The 23122-nt window shown below is 72.2% G+C and carries 21 protein-coding genes; 10 read left to right on the top strand and 11 right to left on the bottom strand.

The window, feature by feature from the left end:
- Positions 1-171: 171 nt before the first annotated feature.
- Both ABZ386_RS21665 and ABZ386_RS21660 read left to right on the top strand, forming a co-directional pair.
- Entirely contained in the window at positions 172-1206 is a 1035-nt protein-coding gene (locus ABZ386_RS21665) for a phosphotransferase family protein (protein WP_358965581.1), read from the top strand.
- Between the two features lie 5 nt (positions 1207-1211).
- Complete coding sequence (locus tag ABZ386_RS21660) at positions 1212-2426, top strand: acyl-CoA dehydrogenase (RefSeq protein ID WP_351342806.1); 1215 nt, start codon at positions 1212-1214, stop codon at positions 2424-2426.
- A gap of 44 nt (positions 2427-2470) precedes the next feature.
- On the opposite strand, the gene ABZ386_RS21655 is transcribed toward ABZ386_RS21660, so the two are convergent.
- The 3 genes from ABZ386_RS21655 to ABZ386_RS21645 are packed head-to-tail and all read right to left on the bottom strand — an operon-like array spanning position 2471 to position 5527.
- The gene (locus ABZ386_RS21655; protein ID WP_351342808.1) at positions 2471-3064 is read right to left on the bottom strand and encodes a TetR/AcrR family transcriptional regulator; all 594 of its coding nucleotides are present in this window, start codon (positions 3062-3064) and stop codon (positions 2471-2473) included.
- Positions 3065-3092: 28 nt separating this feature from the next.
- On the bottom strand, positions 3093-4757 hold the full coding sequence (locus ABZ386_RS21650; protein ID WP_358965579.1) for an AMP-binding protein: 1665 nt from the start codon (positions 4755-4757) through the stop codon (positions 3093-3095).
- Positions 4754-5527, bottom strand: coding sequence for an SDR family NAD(P)-dependent oxidoreductase (locus tag ABZ386_RS21645; protein WP_358965578.1), 774 nt, complete (start codon positions 5525-5527; stop codon positions 4754-4756). Before ABZ386_RS21645 ends, ABZ386_RS21650 begins: the two co-directional genes overlap by 4 nt.
- A 150-nt stretch (positions 5528-5677) precedes the next feature.
- Between ABZ386_RS21645 and ABZ386_RS21640 the strand changes: the two genes are divergently transcribed.
- Together ABZ386_RS21640 and ABZ386_RS21635 are read left to right on the top strand one after the other, a co-directional pair.
- Positions 5678-6907: a DUF1343 domain-containing protein gene (locus ABZ386_RS21640; protein ID WP_356617485.1), complete on the top strand. Its 1230-nt coding sequence runs from the start codon at positions 5678-5680 to the stop codon at positions 6905-6907.
- Between the two features lie 105 nt (positions 6908-7012).
- On the top strand, positions 7013-8329 hold the full coding sequence (locus tag ABZ386_RS21635; RefSeq protein WP_358965576.1) for a serine-threonine protein kinase: 1317 nt from the start codon (positions 7013-7015) through the stop codon (positions 8327-8329).
- Between the two features lie 30 nt (positions 8330-8359).
- On the opposite strand, the gene ABZ386_RS21630 is transcribed toward ABZ386_RS21635, so the two are convergent.
- A complete protein-coding gene (locus ABZ386_RS21630) occupies positions 8360-11158 on the bottom strand; it encodes a penicillin acylase family protein (protein WP_358965575.1) in 2799 nt (932 codons plus the stop codon).
- 263 nt (positions 11159-11421) lie between these two features.
- On the opposite strand from ABZ386_RS21630, the gene ABZ386_RS21625 reads away from it, so the two are divergent.
- Both ABZ386_RS21625 and ABZ386_RS21620 read left to right on the top strand, forming a co-directional pair.
- Entirely contained in the window at positions 11422-12024 is a 603-nt protein-coding gene (locus ABZ386_RS21625) for a hypothetical protein (protein ID WP_351342820.1), read from the top strand.
- A gap of 75 nt (positions 12025-12099) precedes the next feature.
- The gene (locus ABZ386_RS21620) at positions 12100-12816 is read left to right on the top strand and encodes a 3-keto-5-aminohexanoate cleavage protein (RefSeq protein ID WP_358965574.1); all 717 of its coding nucleotides are present in this window, start codon (positions 12100-12102) and stop codon (positions 12814-12816) included.
- A gap of 329 nt (positions 12817-13145) precedes the next feature.
- Here the strand turns inward: ABZ386_RS21620 and soxR are convergent, their stop codons facing one another.
- Positions 13146-13628 carry a redox-sensitive transcriptional activator SoxR gene (soxR, locus tag ABZ386_RS21615; RefSeq protein WP_351342824.1) on the bottom strand — a complete coding sequence of 161 codons (483 nt, stop codon included), beginning with the start codon at positions 13626-13628 and terminating at the stop codon, positions 13146-13148.
- Positions 13629-13721: 93 nt separating this feature from the next.
- Between soxR and ABZ386_RS21610 the strand changes: the two genes are divergently transcribed.
- A complete protein-coding gene (locus tag ABZ386_RS21610) occupies positions 13722-14183 on the top strand; it encodes a MaoC family dehydratase (protein WP_356502297.1) in 462 nt (153 codons plus the stop codon).
- Here ABZ386_RS21610 and ABZ386_RS21605 read toward each other — a convergent pair.
- From ABZ386_RS21605 to ABZ386_RS21595, 3 genes are all read right to left on the bottom strand, one after another.
- Positions 14174-14818: a TetR/AcrR family transcriptional regulator gene (locus ABZ386_RS21605; RefSeq protein ID WP_351342828.1), complete on the bottom strand. Its 645-nt coding sequence runs from the start codon at positions 14816-14818 to the stop codon at positions 14174-14176. The genes ABZ386_RS21610 and ABZ386_RS21605 overlap by 10 nt on opposite strands.
- Positions 14819-14902: 84 nt before the next feature.
- Positions 14903-15151 (bottom strand): YiaA/YiaB family inner membrane protein, encoded by a 249-nt coding sequence (locus tag ABZ386_RS21600; protein WP_351342830.1) that lies wholly within the window; start codon positions 15149-15151, stop codon positions 14903-14905.
- A 103-nt stretch (positions 15152-15254) separates the two neighbouring features.
- Positions 15255-16406 (bottom strand): acyl-CoA dehydrogenase family protein, encoded by a 1152-nt coding sequence (locus ABZ386_RS21595; RefSeq protein ID WP_351343008.1) that lies wholly within the window; start codon positions 16404-16406, stop codon positions 15255-15257.
- A gap of 94 nt (positions 16407-16500) precedes the next feature.
- Here ABZ386_RS21595 and ABZ386_RS21590 point away from each other — a divergent pair, with 94 nt between their 5' ends.
- The 3 genes from ABZ386_RS21590 (at position 16501) to ABZ386_RS21580 (ending at position 19005) form a co-directional block, all read left to right on the top strand.
- Entirely contained in the window at positions 16501-17142 is a 642-nt protein-coding gene (locus ABZ386_RS21590) for a TetR/AcrR family transcriptional regulator (protein WP_351342832.1), read from the top strand.
- 58 nt (positions 17143-17200) lie between these two features.
- Positions 17201-17914, top strand: coding sequence for a winged helix-turn-helix domain-containing protein (locus ABZ386_RS21585; protein ID WP_358965573.1), 714 nt, complete (start codon positions 17201-17203; stop codon positions 17912-17914).
- 122 nt (positions 17915-18036) lie between these two features.
- On the top strand, positions 18037-19005 hold the full coding sequence (locus ABZ386_RS21580) for a DMT family transporter (RefSeq protein ID WP_356502303.1): 969 nt from the start codon (positions 18037-18039) through the stop codon (positions 19003-19005).
- Here the strand turns inward: ABZ386_RS21580 and ABZ386_RS21575 are convergent.
- The 3 genes from ABZ386_RS21575 to ABZ386_RS21565 all read right to left on the bottom strand — a co-directional run bounded on the left by ABZ386_RS21575 (position 18994) and on the right by ABZ386_RS21565 (position 23042).
- Positions 18994-20361: an MFS transporter gene (locus tag ABZ386_RS21575; RefSeq protein ID WP_358965571.1), complete on the bottom strand. Its 1368-nt coding sequence runs from the start codon at positions 20359-20361 to the stop codon at positions 18994-18996. The genes ABZ386_RS21580 and ABZ386_RS21575 overlap by 12 nt on opposite strands.
- Positions 20362-20551: 190 nt before the next feature.
- Positions 20552-21634, bottom strand: coding sequence for a Zn-dependent alcohol dehydrogenase (locus ABZ386_RS21570; RefSeq protein WP_351342840.1), 1083 nt, complete (start codon positions 21632-21634; stop codon positions 20552-20554).
- Positions 21635-21653: 19 nt separating this feature from the next.
- Complete coding sequence (locus tag ABZ386_RS21565) at positions 21654-23042, bottom strand: aldehyde dehydrogenase family protein (RefSeq protein ID WP_358965570.1); 1389 nt, start codon at positions 23040-23042, stop codon at positions 21654-21656.
- Positions 23043-23122 lie beyond the last annotated feature (80 nt).

The following is a 23122-nucleotide window of genomic DNA, read 5'->3' as shown; positions in this document are numbered from 1 at the left end:
GGCCCGCAAGCCGGATGGCCTGAACGAACCGGCCGGAACCTCCCCGGCGCCCCGCCGCGGACGCCGTCGGCCTATCGTGGCTCCGATCACGTTTCGGTCCCGCTCTGGACGACATACCGACCGGTCGGCATCATGAGTCGGGAACAGTTCACCTGCCCGTAGGAGCGATTCATGAGCCCCGATCATCCGCCCGGACTCGATCTCGACCGGCTGTGCGGCCTGCTCGAACGCGAGCGGCCCGGCCTGGTGAGCGGCCCGCTGTCCGGCCGGCTGATCGAGGGCGGACGGTCGAACCTCACCTACGCGGTCTCCGACGGCACCTCGCAGTGGGTCGTACGGCGGCCCCCGCTCGGCCACGTCCTCGCCACCGCGCACGACATGAAGCGCGAGCACCGGGTGATCAGCGCGCTGCACCCGACCGCCGTGCCGGTGCCGAGGCCGGTGCTGCTGTGCGAGGACGAGGAGGTGCTCGGGGCGCCGTTCTACGTCATGGAGTTCGTCGAGGGCACGCCCTACCGCACGGCCGACGAGCTTCTCCCGCTCGGCCCGGAGCGGACCCGGGGCGCGGTGCTGAACCTCGTCGACACGCTGGTGGAACTGCACGCGGTCGACCCGGGCGAGGTGGGTCTGGCGGACTTCGGCCGGCCCGAGGGCTTCCTGGACCGGCAGCTGCGGCGCTGGGGCAAGCAGCTGGACGCCTCCCGCAACCGGGACCTGGACGGCATCGACGAACTGCACGCCGCACTGGGGCGCGAACTGCCCGACTCCCCCGCCCCGGCCGTGGTGCACGGCGACTACCGGCTCGACAACGTGCTGATCGGCGAGGACGACTCGATCCGGGCGATCCTCGACTGGGAGATGTCGACGCTGGGCGACCCGCTCACCGACCTCGGCCTGCTGGTCATGTACAGCATGCCGCTCGGCATGCCCGACTCCCCCGTCTCCACCACCGCCGAGGCGCCCGGGCATCCGGCGCCGTCCGAACTCATCGAGCGGTACGCCGCGCGCTCGGGGCGCGACGTCTCCGCGATCTCCTGGTACACGGCCTTCGCCTGGTTCAAGCTCGCCGTGATCCTGGAGGGCATCCACTACCGCTACACGCTCGGCCAGACGGTCGGGCGCGGCTTCGACCGCATCGGCGACCTCGTGCCCGTCTTCGTCCGGCACGGACTGACCACGCTCAACGAAGGCCTCCAGGAGGGCTGATCCGTATGGACTTCGCTTTCGACGCGCGCACCGAAGAGCTGCGCGCCAAGCTCCTCGCCTTCATGGACGAGTACGTCTACCCCGCCGAGGCGGTCGCGCACGAGCAGCGCGAGCGGCTGGCCTCGCCGTGGGAGACCGTGCCCGTGGTGGAGGAGCTGAAGGCCGAGGCCCGCAGGCAGGGCCTGTGGAACCTCTTCCTGCCGGACTCCGAGTACGGCGCCGGGCTCACCAACCTGCAGTACGCGCCGCTCGCCGAGATCATGGGCCGCTCGCCGCAGCTGGCGCCGACGGTGACGAACTGCGCGGCGCCCGACACCGGCAACATGGAGGTGCTCACCCAGTTCGGTGACGAGCAGCAGCGCAAGCAGTGGCTGGAGCCGCTGCTGGCCGGTGAGATCCGCTCGGCGTTCGCGATGACCGAGCCGGACGTGGCCTCCTCCGACGCCACGAACATCACCACCCACATCGAGCGGGACGGCGACGAGTACGTCATCACCGGCCGCAAGTGGTACATCTCCGGGGCGATGCACCCCGACTGCAAGATCTTCATCGTGATGGGCAAGACCGACCCGGACGGCGAGGACATCCGGCGCCAGCAGTCCATGGTGCTGGTGCCGCGCGACACCCCGGGCGTCACGGTCAAGCGCGCGATGCGGGTGTTCGGCTACGAGGACCACTACCACGGCGGCCACGCCGAGGTGATCTTCGACCACGCGCGCGTGCCGGTGTCGAACCTGGTCGGCGAGGAGGGCGGCGGTTTCGCGATCGCGCAGGCGCGGCTCGGGCCCGGGCGGATCCACCACTGCATGCGGCTGATCGGCATGGCCGAGCGGGCGATCGAGCTGATGTGCCGGCGGGCCGTCGCCCGGACGGCCTTCGGGAAGGCGCTGGCGCAGCAGGGCGTGGTGCACAACTGGATCGCCGACGCGCGCGTGACGGTGGAGCAGCTGCGGCTGCTGGTGCTGAAGACGGCGTGGCTGATGGACACGGTGGGCAATCGCGGGGCGCACACCGAGATCCAGGCGATCAAGATCGCGACGCCCCGGGCGGTCGTGGACATCCTCGACCGGGCGATCCAGCTGCACGGGGCGGGCGGCGTGAGCCAGGACTTCCCGCTGGCGGAGCTGTACGCGGGGGCGCGGACGCTGATGATCGCGGACGGACCGGACGAGGTGCACCAGCGGTCACTGGCCCGACGGGAGCTGAAGCGGTACGTGTGAGGCCGGGGGTTCAGGGGCAGGGCCCCTGAACCCCGGTCGGCGTGTTACGGGCGCAGGGCGCGGAGCAGCAGGTCGGCCAGGTGGTTCGCGACCTCCTGGGGGCTGAGTGGGCCGTCCGGGCGGTACCACGTGGACAGGTGGTGGACGGAGCCGAAGTGGTAGTCCACGACCAGGTCCGCCGGGGTCGCCTTGGAGAAGACGCCCGTCTGCTGGCCCTCCTCGATCAGCGCGCGGAAGCGCTCGTGGTAGCGACGGCGTTCCGCGCGCACCTGCTTGTTCTTCTCGGGGCTCAGGTGGTGCATCGACCGCCAGAAGATCATCGCGTCGTCGAGGTTGTCGATCGTCGTCACCACGACGTCCGCCGCCGCGGCCCGCAACCGCTTCTCGACCGGCTCGTCGGCGCCCGCGACGGCGTCCAGTCTCTCCTGCTGGATGCGCAGCACGCGCGCGTACACCTCGTGCAGCAGGTCGTCCTTGGAACCGAAGTAGTGGTACAGCGCGCCTTTCGTGACCCCGGCCGCCTCGACGATCTCCTGCACCGAGGTGCGGTCGTACCCCTGCTCGGCGAAGAGCCGGGTGGCGGCGGCCAGGAGCCGCTGAGGCACGGGAGTGCCGTCCGAGTCCGTCGTCCTGGGCACTGCCGCCACCTGCCTTTCCGTACTGCTGTCAGTTGCCTTGCGTCCGGGAACGCAGTTCCCGACGGAGGATCTTCCCACTGGCCGTCTTCGGCAAGTTCGGCAGGATCTCCACCTGGCGCGGGTATTTGTAGGCGGCCAGTCTCTCCTTGCAGTAGGAGGCGAGTGCATCCGGGTCCGTGTCGGCGTCCGGACGCAGGCTGATGTACGCCTTGACGGTCTCCCCGCGGTACCCGTCGGGCACGCCCACGACGGCGGCCTCGCGCACCGCCGGGTGGGTGTGGAGGACGTCCTCGACCTCGCGCGGCCACACCTTGAAGCCGGACGCGTTGATCATGTCCTTCTTGCGGTCGACGACGTACAGCCAGCCCTGCTCGTCCATGAAGCCGATGTCGCCGGTGCGCAGTTCGGCGCCGGGGAACGTCTCGGCGGTGGCGTCGGGGCGCCGCCAGTAGCCGGGCACGACCTGCGGGCCGCGCACGACGATCTCGCCCTGCTCGCCGAAGGGCACCTCGGCGCCGTTGTCGTCGACGATCCGGACGACCGTGTCGGGGCCGGGCAGGCCCACGGCGAGGGTCCCGGAGACCGGGTCGACGGGCGCCTCCAGGCCGGGCGGCACGGAGGCGCAGGGGGCGGTGCACTCGGTGAGCCCGTAGCCGTTGCGGATGTAGGGGCCGAAGCCCGCCCGGAACTTCTCCACCAGCGCGGGCGGCAGCGGGGCTCCGCCGGAGGAGATCACCCGGAAGGAGGAGAAGTGGTCCCGGGTGACGGAGGGGTGGGCGGCCAGGGCCATGAAGGCCGTGGACGGGCCGACGGTGTAGTGCGGCCGGTGCTCGGCGAACGCGTCGAGCACCACGCCCGCCTCGAAGCGGTAGGCCAGCACGAGCGTGCCCCCGCTGTTCAGGCAGGCGCCGAACTGGCAGACCATGCCGGTGATGTGGAACAGCGGCGCCAACGCGAAGTAGACGGGCCGCTCGGGCAGGCCGAGGCCGGTGCGCTGCCGTTCGGCGTTGTACATGATGTTGCCGTGCGTGTTGGTGGCGCCCTTGGGCGTGCCGCTGGTGCCCGAGGTGTAGCTGATCAGCGCGATGCCGGCCGGGTCGGGGTCCCGGCCCTCGGGCGCCCGGTGCCCGGCCCGCGCCACCGCCGCCAGGTCGTCGGCGTCCGCCGCCTGCGGCAGCCGCTCGAAGGTGAGCACACGAGCGTCGTCCCGCGTCTGGAAGTCCAGCTCGCAGCCGGTGAGCACGATCCGCACGGGCGAGTCGGCCGCCGTTTCGCGCAGGTACGACTCCCAGGCCCGGTCCGAGCAGATCAGCGCGGCGACCTCGCCGTCCCGCAGGACGTGGGCGACCTCGCCGGACTTGTACATCGGGTTGACGGGCACGACGACCGCGCCCGCCTTCCACGCTCCGAGCACGGCGAGCACGAAGTGCGGGGAGTTCTGCAGCAGCACCGCGACCCGGTCGCCGCGCTCCAGGCCGCGGGCCGCGAGGTGCCCGGCGACGGAGTCGCTGAGTTCGTCGACCTCGCGGTAGGTCAGCCGGCCGTCGAAGTAGGCCAGGAAGTCGCCGTCCGGCGTCTCGGCCGCCACCCGGCGCAGGGCGTGCACCAGGGAGCCGGCGGGGTCGATCGCGCTCTTCTGGGCGTCGCTGAGCAGGCCGAGCCAGGGCTTCGCGGCGTAACGGGACCCGGTCACCGGTTCTCCTCCCACTGCTGCTGGATGCGGTTCATGCCGGTCAGCCACCGGTCGGGGTCACCGGCCCGGGCCTGGTAGTACCCGGCGACCTCGGGGTGCGGAAGGATCAGGAAGCGGCCCTCCTCGACGCCCTTGAACAGGGCGTCCGCCACGGCCTCCGGCTCGATCGCGGTCGGCTGGAGCACCAGGTCGCCCGCGCTGCCGGTCGCGGCCAGCATGTCGGTGCGCACGCCCTGCGGGCAGATGGCGTGCACCTTCACGCCCCGGTGCCGGTAGGTCAGCGACAGCCACTCGGCGAAGGCGAGGGCGCCGTGCTTGGTGACGGCGTAGGGCGCCGCCCCGATCATGGTGAGCAGCCCGGCGGCGGACACGGTGGACACGAACCGTCCGCTGCCGCGCTCCAGCCAGTCCGGCAGCAGGGCGTGGGCCGCCCGGACATGGGCCATGACGTTCACGTCCCAGGAGGCGGCCCAGGCCGTCTCGTCCAGCGGCCCGTCGGCGCTCCCGCCCTCGAAGGCCACACCGGCGTTGGCGCAGTAGACGTCGACGGTCCCGTCGAGCGCGTCGCGGGCGTCCCCGACGATCACCGAGGCGTCCCCGGCCACGGCGATCCCCCCGATCTCGTCCGCCACGCGCTCGGCGCGCTCGGCGTCCAGGTCGTTGACGACCACCCGGGCCCCCTCGGCGGCGAACCGCCGGGCGAGCGCGGCTCCGATCCCGCCCCCGGCCCCCGTGACAACGACCCCGGCCCCCTGAAAGGCTCCCACCATCGGTCTCCTCATACGCGGCTCAGCAATGGCGCCAGACTAACCGGTCGGTATGTTTCAAGGAAGGGGGTGGCGCAGCACCTTAAGGGGCGCGGGGAACTGCGCGACCAGCCACGACGAAACCGTCACAGAACGGATCACGGAGGCCACCCCATGCGCCTTTCCAGACGGACCTTACTCACAGCGACCACTGCGGCAGCCGCATCGCTCACCCCCACCACAGCCGAGGCCCGGCGTCACCGGCGAACCGGCTTCGAGAACCTCGCCGCGTCCGGTTACGAACCCCTGCGCAGTCAGCGCATCGGCATCGTCACCAACCCCACCGGCATCACCCGCGACGCCCGCCACATCGTCGACGTCATGCACGCGGACACCCGAGTGGATCTGCGGGCCGTCTTCGGCCCCGAGCACGGCTTCCGCGGCACCGCCCAGGCCGGCGGCTCCGAGGGCCGCTACGACGACCCGGCGACCGGCCTGCCCGTCTACGACACGTACCTCAAGAGCGGCCGGCCGCTGGCCGACATCTTCACCGCGTCCGGCGTGGACACGGTCGTCTTCGACATCCAGGACGTCGGCGCCCGCTTCTACACGTACATCTGGACCCTGTACGACTGCATGGAGGCGGCCCGGCTCGCGGGCAAGCGGTTCGTCGTGCTGGACCGGCCCAACCCGGTGACCGGCCGGGCGGCCCTCGGGCCCGTCCTGCACAAGGAGTTCGCCACGTTCGTGGGGCGTCAGCCGATCGCGCAGGCCCACGGGATGACCGTCGCCGAGCTGGCGCGGATGTTCAACGGGGAGTTCCTGACCGAGCCGGTCCCGCTGGAGACCGTGACCATGTCGGGCTGGAAGCGCTCGGAGTTCTACGACGCCTCCGGACTGCCCTGGGTGCCGCCGAGCCCGAACATGCCGACGCCCGAGACGGCCCTGGTGTACTCGGGGACGTGCCTGTTCGAGGGCACCAACCTGTCGGAGGGGCGCGGCACCACCCGGCCGTTCGAGCTGCTCGGCGCGGAGGGCGTCGACCGGCGCTGGGCGGCCGCCGCGAACGAACTCGCCCTGCCCGGGGTGCGGTTCAGGGAGGCGTACTTCGCGCCCACCTTCTCCAAGTTCCAGGGGAAGACGATCGGCGGGGTGCAGCTCCATGTGCACGACCGGGCGGCCTTCGACCCCGTCCGCACCGGCATCGCCCTGCTCGTGACCGCCAAGCAGGTCTGGAGCGGTTTCGCCTGGCGCCCGGACCACTGGATCGACAAGCTCACCGGCTCCACGCGCGTGCGCACGATGATCGACGCGGGCGCGGACACCGACGAGGTGGTCGCCGGGTGGCAGGAGGACCTGGCGGCGTTCCGCAGGACGCGGCGGAAGTACCTCCTCTACCGCTGAGCGCGGCGGCCCGCCCGAATGCGCCCGTGACGTATGGCCAAGCTCCCCCGTTGGCAGGACGATGCGCCCACATCGTGGCGTCACCCGGGGGCGAGGGGGCCTGTCATGGCGGATCCGGCGATGAGCGTGACTCCCTACTGGGAGCTGACCTTCGACGCGGACGGGGACCCGGCGGGCCGTCAGCGCGACCGGCTGCTCGCCGGGGTGCGCGAACGGAAGGTGCGCGACCTGATCGTCTTCGCGCACGGCTGGAACAACGACCGCTCGGGCGCGACGCGGCTCTACGACCGCTTCTTCGCGCCCGTCCCGCGGCTGGCCCCGGCCGCCCGGATCGGGTACGCCGGGGTGCTGTGGCCCGCGATGCGGTTCTCGGACGAGCCGATCCCCGACTTCCCCCGGGCCGTGGCGGCCGACGCGCCCCGGCGCCCGGCCCTCGACAAGGACACCCGGCACGCGCTGCTGGAGGCCTTCCCGGGCCGGGCGCTCCTGGTCGACCAGATCGCCCGGCTGCTGGAGCAGCAGCCGCCGGAGGAGGCCGAGCTGGAGGAGTTCGGACGGCTGGTGCGGCTGCTGGTGGAGGTGGTGGCGCCCGGGCCGCAGGCGCTGTTCGCGGCGGACACGGTGGCGGAGGGCGTGCCGCAGAGCGAGCCGGGGATGCTCGCCGGGTCCTCGGCGGCTGCCTGCGAGGAGTTCGCGCGGGCGCTGGCGGAGTCGGAACTGTCCGGCGCGCAGCAGGGGTTCAGGATCCCGAATCCCTGGGACGGCGCCCACGAACTGCTGCGGCAGGCGACGTACTACGCGATGAAGCGGCGCGCGGGAACCGTCGGCGAGCGTGGACTCGGCGGGGTCGTCGGGCAGCTCGCCACGGCGGCGCCGGACGTGCGCGTGCACCTCGTCGGGCACAGCTTCGGCGCGCGGCTGGTGTCGTTCGCGCTGCGCGGGCTCCCCGAGGGCGTCCGCACGGTGAAGTCGGTGACGCTGCTCCAAGGGGCGTTCTCGCACTACGCGTTCGCGGCTCGGCTGCCGCACGACGCCCGGGCCACGGGGGTGCTCCAGGGGCAGCAGAACCGCGTCGACGGTCCCCTGGTGTGCTGCCACTCCCGGCACGACGCGGCCCTCGGCACGATGTACCCGCTGGCCTCCCGCATGGCGGGCGACAGCCGGTCGGTCACCGGCCTCGACCTCAGGCGGGCGCTGGGCGCCAAGTGGGGCGCGCTGGGCTACGACGGCGTACAGGCGGTGCCGGGCACGCGCGCGTACACCCTCGCGCAGGCTCTGCGGGCGAAGCTGCCCGCCTCGGGGTGCGTGAACGTGGACGCGGCGGCGGTGGTGAGACGGGGCGGGCCGCCGGCCGGGGCGCACAGCGACATCCTGCACGAGGAGCTGGCCCGGCTGGTGCTGGCGGCGGGCCGCGTCCGCTGACCCGCCGCCGGACCGTACGTCACCCGGCGCTCACCGGTGTGAGGTGAACTCCACGACCTGCTGGTAGGTCGGCCGGTTCTGCCAGCTGATCTTGCCGTGCTTGATGCCGCCGAGGGTGCGGTGGTTGATGGAGTCGGCACACCACTGGTCGCCCGCCGCGCACACGTCGTCGCCGGGGTAGACCTGGGCCGCGGTCTTGCCGGCCGCCTCCTTCAAGGTGCTGATGAGCGTGTCCCGGCAGGCGCCGAGGCTGCCGTCGCCGCAGTACTTCCGGGCCAGCGGACCCTTCACCTGCTCGCCGAGGACGGCCCGGAGGTCCTTGTCGACGTAGCTCCACCAGCCGTACTGGAAGGAGCTTCCGGCGTGCGAGCCGGTCGGGCCGTGGGAGGCCGACGGGGACTCGTCGACGGGCAGGTTGGCGGTCATGGCCTCGTACAGCTCGCTGCCCAGGCCGGGTTCGAACTCGGCCTTGACCAGCAGCGGCCACCAGGCGTCCAGGATGCGGATCGCGTCGGCGTCGGCGTACTTCTTGGAGCCGGCCGCGGTCTCGGTGCGCTTTCCGCCCGCGGCGAGCCACGCCTGGAGCTTGCCGACGGCGGCGGCCGCCGCCGGGTCGGTGACGGGCGCGCTGTTGACGACCTTGAGCAGCTTGGGCAGGACGTCCTCGGCCCGCAGGTCGGCGAGCCCCGCGTCCGCCATGGCCTTCACCAGCGAGGCGCGGGTCACCCCGCCCTGCTGGACCAGCTTCTTCACGCGGTCCTCCAGGAGGTTGCCGCGGTGCACGGACCCGTTGCCCCAGGGCGCGGTCGTGTAGTCCTTGGCCTGCTTGTTGTTCCAGGAGATGTAGTAGTCCTGGTCGATGGAGTTCGGGTGGGCGGAGGCCGGAGTGTAGTCGGCCGTGTTGGTCGCCGGGTCCCAGCCCCGCCACTCGTACGCCGGGCGCGCCCACACCGGGAACTCGGCGTCGACGCCGTTGGCGCGCACGGGGTTGTCGCCGCTGTTGTAGTACGCGGTGTGCTCGGAGTCGGCGTAGAACCAGTTGAAGGTGTAGTTGATGTGCTGCACCGCCTTCTGGAAGTCCTCCGGGCCCTTGACGTAGTCCGGGTCGTTCAGCATCTGGAAGCCGATGATGGAGTCGGCCTCGTGCAGGAAGGACGAGCGCAGGGTGGTGTAGGCGACCTTCTTGCCGCCGACCGTGGCGCGGTACTCCACCGGGCCGTACTTGGTGCGCCACACCCGCATGGTGTACGAACCGGCGGCGGTGCCGTCGGCGACGGTCGGCTTCCAGGCGTTCTTCTGCTCGACCTTCTCCATCGGGGTGCAGGTGCCGCGGTAGAGGTAGTGGTAGTCGTCCTGGCACAGTTCGACGGCGTAGGTGTCGATGATGTCCTGGCCGGAGGTGGTGGCGCTCCACGCGTAGTCCTGGCCGCGGCCGAGTTCGACGTAGAAGCTCAGGCCGGCGAAGGAGGCGCCGCGGGCGCTGATGCCCGGACCCTGGAGCTCCTGGAGCAGCAGCAGCTGCGGGGCGAAGTAGCCGGTCTGCGGGCCGAACACGGCGACCGGGTGGCCGCTGGCGGTGTGCTCGCCGCTGACCACGAGGGCGTTGGACATGCCGCGCTTGGCGGAGGACAGGGCCGTCTTCGCCGCGTCGCGGGACGCGCCGGTGGCGCTCGACGCGGCGGCGCTGCCGGTGCGGTCGTACACGAGCGGCTCCTGCCGCACCGAACCGGCGTCGGGCAGGGCCGTGCCCTGCGGGGCGTCCGGCCTGGTCGCGTACGGGAAGCTGCCGCTGTGCTGGGTGAGGACGGCCTCCGGATCGTTGCGCATCCGGAAGGACTCCCACACCTTGGTGCCCTCGGCGACGCCGTACTTCTCCTGGGCGGCCAGCAGCGAGATCGCGTTGTTGACCTCGCCGCCTCCGCCGGAGCCGAAGAGCGCGCCGATGACCGAGGCCAGGGCGACCAGGTCGGTGATCTTGAAGTGCTCTATCTTCCCGGCGTTGGTGACGGAGTCCTTGTGGCCCGTCAGGACGTACTCGCCGGGGAAGTTCCGGCCGCTGTCGGAGGCGTCGATATAGGCGTTGATGCCGTCGAGGTAGGCCTTGGCGTCGGCGAGAGCCTGCTTGCCGCGCTCGCCGTTGGTGGCGACGGCGTTGTCGATCTGCGCCTGCAGATCGGCCTCGGTGTAGGGCGCGTGCCGCCAGAACTGCTGCTCCAGGCCCTGGTTGGAGGGCGCGCCGCCGGCGAAGGAGGTCAGCTGCCCGCGTCCGACGTGCCGGAAGACGTCCATGAGCCACAGCCGGTCCTGGGCGGCGGCAAAGCCGGCGCCGAACTCGGTGCCGTATCTCGTCGTACCGGTGATGTGCGGCACCCCGGTCTTCTTGTCGCGGACGATCGTCACGTCACTGCGCCCGGCGGGCTTGACCGTGGAGGCCACCTGGTCCGCCGGGACCCCGAACGAGGCGTCGTTGAAGAAGGTGTTGATCTTGTCGTTCGTCAGTCCGGTGTAGCCCTTGGCGAGGTCGGCATAGGGCCCGAGCTGGTCCTCGGCGTGCTCGGGCTGGGTGCCGAAGGCCTGGTTGAGGAGGATCTGGGCGAGGGTGGCGTTGCCGTTCTGGCCGGGCGGGAGGATGTCCGAACACTGCTTGCCGCAATGGTCGTTCGCGGCGGCCGCGGCCTGGGCGGTCGTCGTCTCCGCGGCCGCCGCCGGGGCCAGGGGCGACAAAAGAGCGGCGATCAGGGCGCATACCGATGCGGTCTTCAGGAACCCGGGGATTCCGCGGGGAGTTCTCATTCTGTCGAGAACGGTGCGTGGGTGACGCCGTGGCATGGGAGCTCCTCCCGTGGGGGTGGGCGGGATGTTACCGCCGGTATCCCCGCGTTTGAAGATGAACAAGCGTCACTTTTGGGAGTCAGCACAACAGGCACACGGATCACGGCAGTCGACTGGCGAGCCTCTTCGGGCCGCTTATGGAGGCCATTTGAAATCGGATGGAGCCGATTCGCTTGTCGATACGTCTATTCGGCGACGTCCGTACGACGACGCCGAAGTGACCGGATGTACAGGTGCAGGTGTGACGGAGGTGCAGGACGATGGCCGGTTTCCGGAGTCTGGCGAGACAGGTCCGCGATCCGCGGTGCGATCTGGCCTTGCGGCGTTATTCGCTGCGCAAGTGCCTTGAGAGGTTCGCCCCTTACGGACACAGGGCGACCTGGGACCATTTGTGCTCCCGGGCAGGGTTCGGTCCCGAGGACCGGTCCCCCGATCCGGCGCGGCTCGTGGCCGCACTGGACGAACTGGAGGAGGCGCGGGCGGTCTGGCTCGCCTACGAGGTCGAGTTCGCCGAGCGCCGCAAGAAGGAGAAGCACGACGGACTGCGCAGGCCGGGCAGTGTGGACGACTGGCACCGGCTGACCTGGGGCGGTTTCGGCGTGGCGTGGTGCGACGATCCGGCGGTCCATCCCCGTGAACCGCTGGCCGAGGTGCTGCGCCGGCTGATCGCCGCGCTGGAGCGCGAACCGGGTTCGAACTGCCCGGTGTGCGACGGAGAACGACTCGCCTGGAAGTACGGCCTGGATCACGAACCCTCGGCGGGTCCGGTCTGCACGGACTGCGGAATCCTGGTGCCGCGTCCCGTGCTCACGCCCCAAGCCCTGGCGGACGCCAGGCGGGCGAGGTTGCTGGTGTCGGCTTGACGGATGTGGGTGCGCGGGGGGTGCGCCGGGGATGCCGCACCCCCACTGTCGGTGCCGGGTGGCACCATCGCCGACATGGTGCAGGTATGTCTGAACGGTCCGCGGACCGCCGCTGACGGTACGGCGGTGCCGCTGACTCCCGAGTCGATGGCCGACTCCGCGGCGGCCGCCGTCGCGGCCGGGGCCACGGACCTCCATGTCCATCCCAAGACGCCGTGCGGGCGGGACACGCTGTCGCCGAGGGTGCTCGCGGAGACGCTGGGGGCGATCCGGGCGCGCGTGTCGGTGCCGGTGGGGGTGACGACGGGGGCGTGGGCCGAGCCGGACCCCGCCGCCCGACTCGACCGGATCCGGAGCTGGACCGTCCTGCCCGACCACGCCTCGGTCAACTGGCATGAGCCGGGGGCGGAACAGGTGGCCGCCGAGCTGCTCGCTCTCGGGGTGGGTGTGGAGGCCGGCATCTGGTCCGGGACGGACGCGGCGGAGCGCTTCGCGGTGTCGCCGCTCGCCCCGAAGGTCCTGCGGGTGCTGGCGGAGGTGACGGACACGGACCCGTCGAGTGCGGTGGCCTCCGCGCGGGCACTGCTGTCCGACCTCGGCGCGGCGCACGGGCGGCCTGTCCTGCTGCACGGGGAGGACGGGGGCGCGTGGCCGGTGCTGCGGCTCGCGGGGCGGTTGGGGTTGGCCACGCGGGTCGGGCTGGAGGATGTGCTGCTTCAGCCCGATGGGCGGCGGGCGGGGTCCAACGCGGAGTTGGTGGCGGCGGGGTTGGTGGAGTACCGGACCGGTTAGGTACTCGGCGTTCTTGCTGAGGCCGGGTGGGTCCGCAGCCCGGCGGAGCGGGGTGCCTCCCCCAAGCTCTCGGCTTCGCTCGAGCAGGGGGGACCCCCACGCCCACCCGTGCCGCCCCTAGCGGCACGCGTGCCCGCAGCTAAGGCAGCCGGCGGGGCGACAGCCACGACGCGCCCGCAAGCCGCCGGATCACGCAAGGGGACGTGTCGGGGGGTGTCCGCCCGCAGCGGTTGGCGCGTCAACGGACAGTCAGTCGGCACGCAAGTCCATCGCGCCGTTCCGAGGACGGACACCCCCCGGCGCGGCCCCGCCCCCCCCACCACCCGGCGTCACGCGCCACGCGCACCCCCACCACCGTTGCGTTCCACCATCAGGCGCGAACCGGCCCGGCGTTCACCGAACACGTCACCCGGGTTGGACAGCACGCACGTGTCGAGGGACAGGCAGCCGCAGCCGATGCAGTCGGTGAGGTGGTCCCGCAGGCGGTTCAGCTGATTGATCCGCTCGTCCAGCTCCGAGCGCCACGCCTCCGACAGATGCGCCCAGTCCTCCCGCGTCGGCGTCCGCTCCTCGGGAAGTTCCGCCAGCGCCTCGCGGATCGTCGCCAGCGGGATGCCCACCCGCTGCGCGGCCCTGATGAACGCGACCCGGCGCAGCGTGTCCCGGGAGTAGCGCCGCTGGTTGCCGGACGTCCGGCGACTGCTGATCAGGCCCTTGGACTCGTAGAAGTGCAGGGCGGAGACGGCGGCGCCACTGCGCGCCGCGAGCTGCCCGACCGTGAGTTCATGGATCTTCTCTGAAATCTGAGGCACCCCTCGAACCCTACCGAGTCCGTTGACACAGCCTCCGCGGCCGACCATGCTAAGCAGTCGCTTAGCAATGCGACACGGAGAGGTCTGGAAGACATGGCAGAGCCGAGGATCTTCACATCCGTCGACGACCTGAAGGCGGCGATCGGCGAGCAGCTGGGACACACCGACTGGCTCGACATCGACCAGAAGCGGATCGACCTCTTCGCGGAGGCCACCGGCGACCACCAGTGGATCCACGTCGACCCGGAGAAGGCCGCCGCGGGCCCCTTCGGCACCACCATCGCGCACGGCTATCTGACCCTGTCGCTGCTCCCCCTCTTCGGACCGCAGCTGATCTCCGTCGAGGGCGTGAAGATGGGCGTCAACTACGGGACGAACAAGGTGCGTTTCCCCGCCCCCGTCCCGGTCGGCTCCCGCCTGCGCGCCACCGCGAAGATCAGCGCCGTGGACGAGGTGCCCGGCGGCGTCCAGGTGGCCGTCGCCTTCACCGTGGAACGTGAGGGCGGCGACAAGCCGGTATGCGTCGCCGAGTCCGTGGCGCGCTACTACTTCTGAGTCGCCGCCGGCCCCCCGGCCCCCACCATCCGCAGCACGAGGTCGGCGTACAGCTCGCCGACCTCCTCCGGCGTCCGGGGACCGTCGACGTTGAACCACCGGGCCACGTCGATGCAGAGCGACAGCACGGCCAGCGTCGTCCCGTGCACGTCGATCACCTCGAACTCGCCCGTCCGCACGCCCTCCTCGATGATCCCGCGCACCTCCGCGTCAACCTGGCGGCGCAGCGCGAGGATCTCGGCGCGGGCGTCGGGCCCGAGCGAGTCGAGTTCGTACTGCACGACCCGCGCGGTGGTCCGCCCGCCCGCGTGCCAGCGCACGAAGGAACTCACCGCGTCGGCGAGCCGCTCGGTGGGGCCGCCCTCGCGGCGGGACGCCGTCCGCAGGATCTCCAGGGCCTTCTCGTGCCCGATCCTGCTGATGCGGTGCAGCAGTTCTTCCTTGGTCTTGTAGTGGATGTAGAGCGCGGCCGGGCTCATCCCGGCGCGGCCCGCGATGTCACGGGTCGTCGTGGCGTGGTAGCCGCGCTCGGCGAAGGCCTCCACCGCGGCGATCAGCAGCCGCCGCGCCGCGTCGGGCGTGACCTCGCCCCACGCCTGCGCCTCGCCGCCGGCCGTCTCCTCCGCCGTACTCATCACTCGCCCCTCTCCACTGACAGGGCCACCACCATACCGCCGAAGGTGAGCGAGCGCTTAGCGTGGCGGCCCGGTGCCTGTCCCTCAGTGCTTCTCGAAGGGGGTGTACGAGGGAGCCGCCGCCCCCTCCTGCCGGTCCCGGATCACCTTGGCCAGCGTGAAGGAGGAGGTGACCAGGTACAGCACCGCGATGGCGAGGAAACCCCGCACCCAGGCGTCGGCGCTCAGCTGGTAGATACCGATCGCGGTGGCCGCCATGGCGACGGCGAAGGAGGCGACGGCCTGGCCGTAGAAGGCGGCCGTGTTCTGCGGCTTGCCCGGTGTGTCACTCATGGGGCCAGCTTCGGCGAACGCGACCCGCGCCACATCCGCTCTGCTACTCAGATCGCTCGGGTACTCGGATCGCGCGGGTACCCGACCGCACCCGACCGCTTCCTCAGAACGCCGAAACCCCGGTCAGCGCCCGCCCGATGACCAGCTTCTGGATCTGGCTCGTGCCCTCGTAGAGGGTCATCACGCGGGCGTCCCGCAGCAGCTTGCCCGCCGGGTACTCGTCGATGTAGCCGTAACCGCCGAAGACCTGCAGCGCGTTGTTCGCGGCGCGGACGGCGGCCTCCGAGGCGAACAGCTTGGCCTTCGACGACTCGACGGCGAACGGCCGCCCCCGGTCGATGAGATCGGCGACCCGCCAGGTCAGCAGCCGGGCGGCGTCGACGTCCACGGCGATGTCGCTGATCAGCTCCTGGACCAGCTGGTGGCGGGCGATGGGCTTGCCGAACTGCTCGCGTTCCCCGGCGTAGCGCACGGCCGCGTCCAGAGCCGCCTGGGCGATGCCGACGCACCCGGCAGCGACGGACATCCGCCCCTTGGCGAGGGCGGACATGGCGACGGAGAAGCCCTTGCCCTCCTCCCCCAGCATCGCGGAGGCCGGCACGCGCACGTCTTCCAGGACGAGTTCCGCGGTGGCCTGGCCGCGCAGCCCGAGCTTGCCGTGGATGGTGCGGCGGGTCAGGCCGGGCGTGTCGGTGGGGACGAGGAAGGCGGTGACGCCCTTGTGGCCGGGGGCGTCCGTGGAGCGGGCGAAGAGCAGGACGACGTCGGCCCAGGTGCCGTTGGTGATGAACATCTTGGTGCCGTTGACGACGTACTCGTCGCCGTCGCGCACCGCCCGCGTCGTGAGGTTGCCCGCGTCGGAGCCCGTGCCCGGCTCGGTCAGGCCGAAGCAACCCACCACCGCGCCGGAGGTCAGCCCCGGGAGCCAGCGCCGCTTCTGCTCCTCGCTGCCCCAGGCGGCGACGGTCTTGGCGACGAGCCCGAGGGAGACGGAGACGATGCCGCGCACGGACGAGTCGCCCCGGCCGAGTTCCTCCGTGACCAGGCAGTACGCGAGGTGGTCGCCGCCGGAGCCGCCGTACTCCTCGTCGATCGTCAGCCCCAGGAAGCCGACCTCGCCGAGCTTCTTCACGATCGCGCGGTCGACCTCCTCGGCGCGGTCCCAGGCGACGGCGTTCGGGGTGATCTCCCGCTCCACGAAGTCCCGCGCGAGCTGCCGGACCGCGCTCTGCTCCTCGCTGAGCTCCAGGTTCACCACGAGTCACCCCATCCGGACGCCGTACCGCACGTGAAAGCGTGCATTTAAATTAGCACTGCTAGTTTCCAGTCGCAGCCCTACTATGTGCGCCATGGCCCGACCGCGCAAGCCCCTGCTCAGCACCGACCGGATCGTCGAGGCGGCCCGCGCGCTCGTGGACGCGGAGGGCCTCGCGGCCGTCTCCACGCGCCGGCTCGCCGCCGAACTGGGCGTCAGCGGGCCCTCGCTCTACAACCACTTCCGCACCAAGGACGAGATCCTGGAGGCGGTCGCCGACTCGGTGAGCGGCCAGGTGGACCTGTCGATGTTCCAGGACGGCCGGGACTGGCGGACCGCGCTGCACGACTGGGCCGTCTCCTACCGGGCCGCGCTGCGCGACCACCCGAACATCGTCCCGGTGCTGGCCCGCGGCCCCGGCCGCCGCCCGGCAGCCCTGCGGCTCGCCGACGCCGTCTACGGCGCGATGGTCGAGGCTGGCTGGCCGCCGGCGCACGCCACGTCCATCGGCGCGCTGATGCGGTACTTCATCATGGGCTCGGCGCTCGGCTCGTTCGCCGGCGGCTTCGTGGACGACGCGAGCGCGTACGACCCCGCCGACTACCCGCACCTCGGGCAGGCCCACCTCCTGTCCGATCGGCAGGAGAAGATCGACGAGCGGGCCTTCGAGACCGGGCTGACGGCCCTGCTGGACGGACTGGCGCGGCAGTACGAGCAGGTGCGGCGGACGGCCTAGGACCACCGCCCCGGACACTTCGGCGGCGACCGAACGGTCCGTGTTCCATGCTGGGGACATGAAGACGAAGGACCCGCAGGCCACGGCGCTCGCGCGGCTCGCCGGGCTGATCGCGGACGAGACCCGGGCCAAGTGCCTGCTCGCGCTGCTCGACGGGCGGGCCTGGACGGCGGGCGAGCTGGCGCGGCACGCCGGTGTCGCCGCCTCGACCCTGAGCGAGCACCTGGGCCGGCTCGTCGCGGGCGGGCTGCTCGCCGAGGAGCGGCAGGGCCGGCACCGGTACGTCCGGCTGGCCGACGCACGGGTCGCGCAGCTGGTGGAGGACCTGGCCGCGCAGGTCGCGCCCCCGGGCAAGGCCGTACGGCCCCGGAACCTGCGGGAGTCGAGCGCGGGCTCGGCGATGGCCCGGGGCCGCACCTGCTACGACCACCTCGCCGGGCGGCTCGGCATCACGGTCACGGACGCGCTGACGGACCGCGGGCTGCTCCAGCAGGAGACCGGGTTCGCGCTCACCGACGCGGGGCTGGCGTGGTTCGCGGCGAGCGGCATCGGCCTCGAACGCCGGGGCCGGCGTCCGCTGGCCCGGGCGTGTCTGGACTGGACCGAACGCCGCCCCCATCTCGCGGGGGTCGCGGGCGCGGCCCTGTGCCGGCACGCCCTGGACGCCGGGTGGTGCGTGCGCATCGGCTCCGAACGGGCGGTGAAGGTGACGGCCGCCGGCGAACGGGCCCTGTTCGACCTGCTGGGCGTCGAGGCCCGCGCACTGCGCTAGGGCCCTAGGGGTGTCCGCACCGTCCTGCCCGCCCCGCCACGCCTGGCACGCACTCCCGCCGCCCGGTGCCCCGTCCGAAATCCGCGAGCCCGCGTGCCGGGTCCGGGCCTAGCCTCAGGAGCATGATGAACAACTCCCCTGCCGCACCCGCCCGTCGAGCCGAGGTGCTCGCCGCCGGCGCGGCCACCGTCACCGTCGTGCTGTGGGCGTCCGCCTTCGTCTCGATCCGCAGCGCGGGCGAGGCGTACTCGCCGGGTGCGCTGGCGCTCGGGCGGCTGCTCGCGGGGGCGCTGACGCTGGGCGTGATCTGCCTGCTGCGGCGGGAGACGTGGCCGCCGCGCTCGGCCTGGCGCGGGATCGCGATATCGGGTGTGCTGTGGTTCGGCTTCTACATGGTCGCCCTGAACTGGGGCGAGCAGCAGGTCGACGCGGGTACGGCCGCCCTGGTCGTGAACATCGGGCCGGTCCTGATCGCGCTGCTCGGGGCCCGGCTGCTCGGCGACCCGATGCCACCACGGCTGCTGGCGGGGATGGCGGTGTCGTTCGCCGGTGCGGTGACCGTGGGGCTGTCGATGTCGGGTGAGGGCGGTTCCTCGGTGCTCGGGGTGGTGCTGTGCCTGCTGGCGGCGGTCGCGTACGCCGGTGGCGTGGTGGCGCAGAAGCCCGCGCTGGGCTCGGCGAGTCCGTTGCAGGTGACGACGTTCGGCTGCCTGGTCGGCGCGGCGCTGTGTCTGCCGTTCGCGGGGCAGCTGGTGCAGGAGGCCGCGAAGGCGCCGGCCTCCGCCACGCTCAACATGGTCTACCTGGGCGTCTTCCCGACGGCCCTCGCCTTCACCACGTGGGCGTACGCGTTGTCCCGGACGACCGCGAGCCGGATGGGCGCGACGACGTACGCGGTGCCGGCCCTGGTCGTCCTGATGTCCTGGCTGTTCCTCGGCGAGGTGCCGGGGCTGCTCACGCTGGCCGGCGGCGCGCTGTGCCTGGCGGGTGTGGCGGTGTCCCGGTCGCGCTCGCGGGCGGCGGCCCGGGCCGGCGTTCCGGAAGCGGTCGCGGAACGCCGGCCCGAGCAGGCCCCGGACTCAGCTCGCTGACTCGGCCTCCGCGCGGGCCTCGGGCGCGGCCTCCGGCCGCGCCGCACGCGCCCGGTCCGCGAGGACCTTGATGGACACCAGCGCGATCACGGACAGAGCGATGATGTAGCCGGACACGGCCATCGAGGTGCCGGTCGCCTCCAGCAGCAGCACCATCACGAAGGGGGCGAGTCCGCCGCCCGCGACGGCCGCGATCTGGTAGCCGAGGGAGGCGCCGGTGTAGCGCATCTCGGGCGTGAACAACTCGGCGAACAGGGCGGCCTGAGGGCCGTACATGATGCTCAGGAAGCAGCTGGCGACGAAGGTGCCGACCGCGAGCCACAGCAGCGAGCCGGTGTCGATCAGCAGGAAGAGCGGTACGGCCCACAGGGCGATGCCGGCCGCGCCGAGGGCGTAGATCCGGATGCGGCCGACGCGGTCCGAGAGCGCGGCGGCGGCCGGGATCAGCACGAGCTGGGTCAGGCTGACGCAGAGCGAGACCAGCAGGACCGGGCCCTTCTTCATGTCCAGCTCGCGGGTCGTGTAGTCGAGGACGCCCGTGATGAGGATGTAGAAGGTCGCGGTGTTCACGGCGAAGGAGCCGCCGGCCAGGAGCACCGTGCCGAGGTGGCCGCGCAGGATGGTGCGCAGCGGGGAGCTCTGCTCGGGCTTCTCCTGCTCGGCGAGCGCGCGTTCGGCCTCGCGGAACGCGGGGGTCTCCTCGACGCGGGTGTGGATGTACCAGGCGAGGCCGAGGACCAGCAGGCCGACCAGGAACGGCACGCGCCAGCCCCAGGCGGCGAACGCCGAGTCGGTGGTGAGCGCCCCGGCGAGCAGGAACACGGTGTTGGCGGTGACCACGCCGATGGGGACGCCGAGCTGGACGACGCTGCCGTAGACGCCGCGCTTGCCCTCCGGGGCGTACTCGGTGGCGAGGAGCATCGCGCCGCCCCACTGGGCGCCGACGGCGACGCCCTGGGCGACCCGGAGCAGCACGAGCAGGATCGGAGCGGCGACGCCGATCGTGTCGTAGGTCGGGAGCAGGCCGATGCCGGTGGTGGCCACGCCCATCAGGGTGAGGGCGAGGACCAGCATCGGCTTGCGGCCGCGTTTGTCGCCGAGGTGGCCGGCGACGATGCCGCCGAGGGGGCGGGCGAGGAAGCCGACGGCGAAGGTGGCGAACGAGGCGAGGACGCCGGCGGTCGGGCTGCCGGCGGGGAAGTAGAGGTCGCCGAGGACGAGGGCGGCGGCGATGCCGAAGACGAAGTAGTCGTACCACTCGACGGCCGAGGCGAGCGCCGCCGCGGTGGCCACTCGGCGGCGGTTGCCCACGGCGGGCGTGGTGGGGGCGGGCTGAGCGGATGGTGCCGTGTCCATGCGGTGCACGCTCCGGTGGGTGCGGGGACGGAACGGGGGGTGGCTCGGGTTCCGGGAACGTACTGACCGGACGGTATGCTCGTCAACGGGTCGTGCACCAGGACTTTTGCCTGTACGTGGCATTCAGTGACGTACGGACATGCCTGCGGCCCCGGCCTCGCGGGGAGGCCGGGGTGAGGACGGAGGCGGGCTAGAAGACGACCAGAGCGCGACCGCCCTTGCCGGCCAGCATGTTCTCGAAGGCCGCCGGGATGCCGTCCAGGGAGATGCGTTCCGTCACCAGGGCGCCGAGGTCGAGGCGGCCCGCCCGCACGTGTTCGGCCAGGACCGGCAGGTCCCGCGCGGGGTCGGAGTTGCCGTAGACGCAGCCGGTCAGGGTGCGGCCCCAGTGGAAGATCTCCAGGGCGTTGAAGGTGACCTGCTGGTCCTTGCCGCCGATGCCGACGACCGTGGTGCGGCCGCCGCGGCGGGTGGAGTCCCAGGCCGTGCGGATGGTGACGGCGCGTCCGGCGCACTCGACGGCCACGTCCACGCCCTGCTTGCCGGTGAGGCCGCGGATCTCGCGGGCGGTGGTGTCGGAGGCGACGAGGTAGTCGGTGGCGCCGGCCGCCCGGGCCAGTTCCTCCTTGGCCGGGGAGACGTCCACCGCGATGATCTGCGAGGCGCCCGCGATCCGGGCCGCCTGGAGAGCGGCGAGGCCCACTCCCCCGACGCCGAAGACGGCGACGGTCTCGCCGTGGCGGACCCGGGCCGAGTGGTGGACGGCGCCGTAGCCGGTGAGGACGGCGCAGCCGAGGAGGGCCGCGTCGGTGAGCGGGACGCCGTCCGGGACGGGCAGGACGCAGCCGGCGGAGACGACCGTCTCCTCGGCGAACGCGGCGACGTTCAGCCCGGGGTGGAGGTCGGTGCCCTCGGCGGTGCGGGCGTAGACGTCGGCGGCGCCGCTCAGGGCGTTGGCGCACAGCCACACCTCCCCGAGCGAGCAGGCGTGGCAGGCGCCGCAGGACGGGGCCCAGTTGAGGACGACCCCGTCGCCGGGTGCGACGTGGGTGACGCCCTCGCCTACGGCGACGACCGTGCCGGCGCCCTCGTGGCCGAGGACGGCGGGGACGGGCACGCGCATGGTGCCGTCGGACAGGGACAGGTCGGAGTGGCAGACCCCTGCGGCGGCGAGCCGGACGCGGACCTGGCCGGGTCCGGGGTCGGGCAGGTCGATGCCGGTGATCTCCAGCGGGGAGCCCACGGCGGGCAGGACGGCGGCGCGGACAGCCATGGTGGAAGGGACTCCCTGACTAGAACTGGAGGGACTTGGTCTGGAGGTACTCGGCCAGGCCGTGCACGCCGAGTTCGCGGCCGACGCCGGACTGCTTGTAGCCGCCGAAGGGGGCGAGGGGGTTGAAGCGGCCGCCGTTGATGTCGACCTGGCCGGTCTCCATCCGGCGCGCGAAGGCCACCGCCTCGGCCTCGTCCCCGGCCCAGACCGCGCCGGCCAGGCCGTAGACCGTGCCGTTGGCGATCCGCAGGGCGTCCTCCTCGTCCTCGTACTTCAGGATCGACAGGACCGGGCCGAAGATCTCCTCCTGCGCGATGGTCATGTCCGGGGTGACGTCGGCGAAGACGGTCGGGCTGACGAAGTAGCCCTTCTCGCGCGGGGCCTCGGGCCCGCCGGCGACCAGGCGGGCGCCCTCGGCGACGCCCTTCTCGATGTAGCCGCGCACCCGGGCCTGCTGCTTGGCGTTGACGACCGGGCCGATGCGCTCGCCGTACTTGGCGGCGGCCGTCGCGGCGAGTCCGGCCGCCTCCTCGTACTGGTCGCGGTGGACGAGCATCCGGGTCCAGGCGCTGCACGTCTGCCCGGAGTTCGACATGACGTTGGCGACACCGACGTTGACGGCCTTGGCCAGGTCGGCGCTCGGCAGGATGACGTTGGCGGACTTGCCGCCGAGTTCCAGGGCGACCTTCTTGATCTGCCCGGCGGCGATCGCGGCGATCCGGCGGCCGACGGCGGTGGAGCCGGTGAAGGAGACCAGGTCGACGCCCGGGTGCTCGGCGAGGGCCTGCCCGGCGACCGGGCCGAGGCCCGTGACGAGGTTGACGACGCCCGCCGGGACCCCGGCCTCGTGCACGGCCTCGGCGAAGAGCCGGGCCACCAGCGGGGTGTCCTCGGCGGGCTTCACCACGATCGTGCAACCCGCCGCGAGGGCCGGGGCGGCCTTGGCGACGATCTGGTGCAGGGGGTAGTTCCACGGCGTGATCGCGGCCACGACACCGATCGGCTCGTGGTGCACGACCGAGTTGCCGGTCTTCTCCTCGAAGGAGTACGTCGCCGCCAGCTCGGCGTAGGAGCCGGCGACCGCGATCGGCACGGCGGCGTGGACGGCCTGGGAGAACTTCAGCGGCGAGCCGAGTTCGGCCGTGACGGTCTCGGCGATCTCGTCCGCGCGGGCCACCAGCACGTCCCGCAGGGCGGCCAGGCGCGCCGCGCGCTCGGCGGGCGGGGTCGCGGCCCAGCCGGGCAGGGCGGCGCGGGCGGCCCGTACGGCGGCGTCGACGTCCTCGGCGGTGCCCGCCGGAACCGTGCCGATGACCTGCTCGTCGACCGGGTTCACGACCTCGATCACGTCCTGGCCGGCGGCGGGGCGCCAGGCGCCCCCGATGTACATGCCGTCGTGTGCCTTCATCGCGCTTCCTCCGGGGCGGGGCGTCGTCGTCCGGCACATAAACTAGCGACGATAGTTTTCGCACGCCAGACGTTCCGGGT

It is taken from the genome of Streptomyces sp. NPDC006140, from assembly GCF_040628815.1.
GTDB lineage: Bacteria > Actinomycetota > Actinomycetes > Streptomycetales > Streptomycetaceae > Streptomyces.
This window is presented reverse-complemented; position numbering and strand designations above follow the sequence as displayed.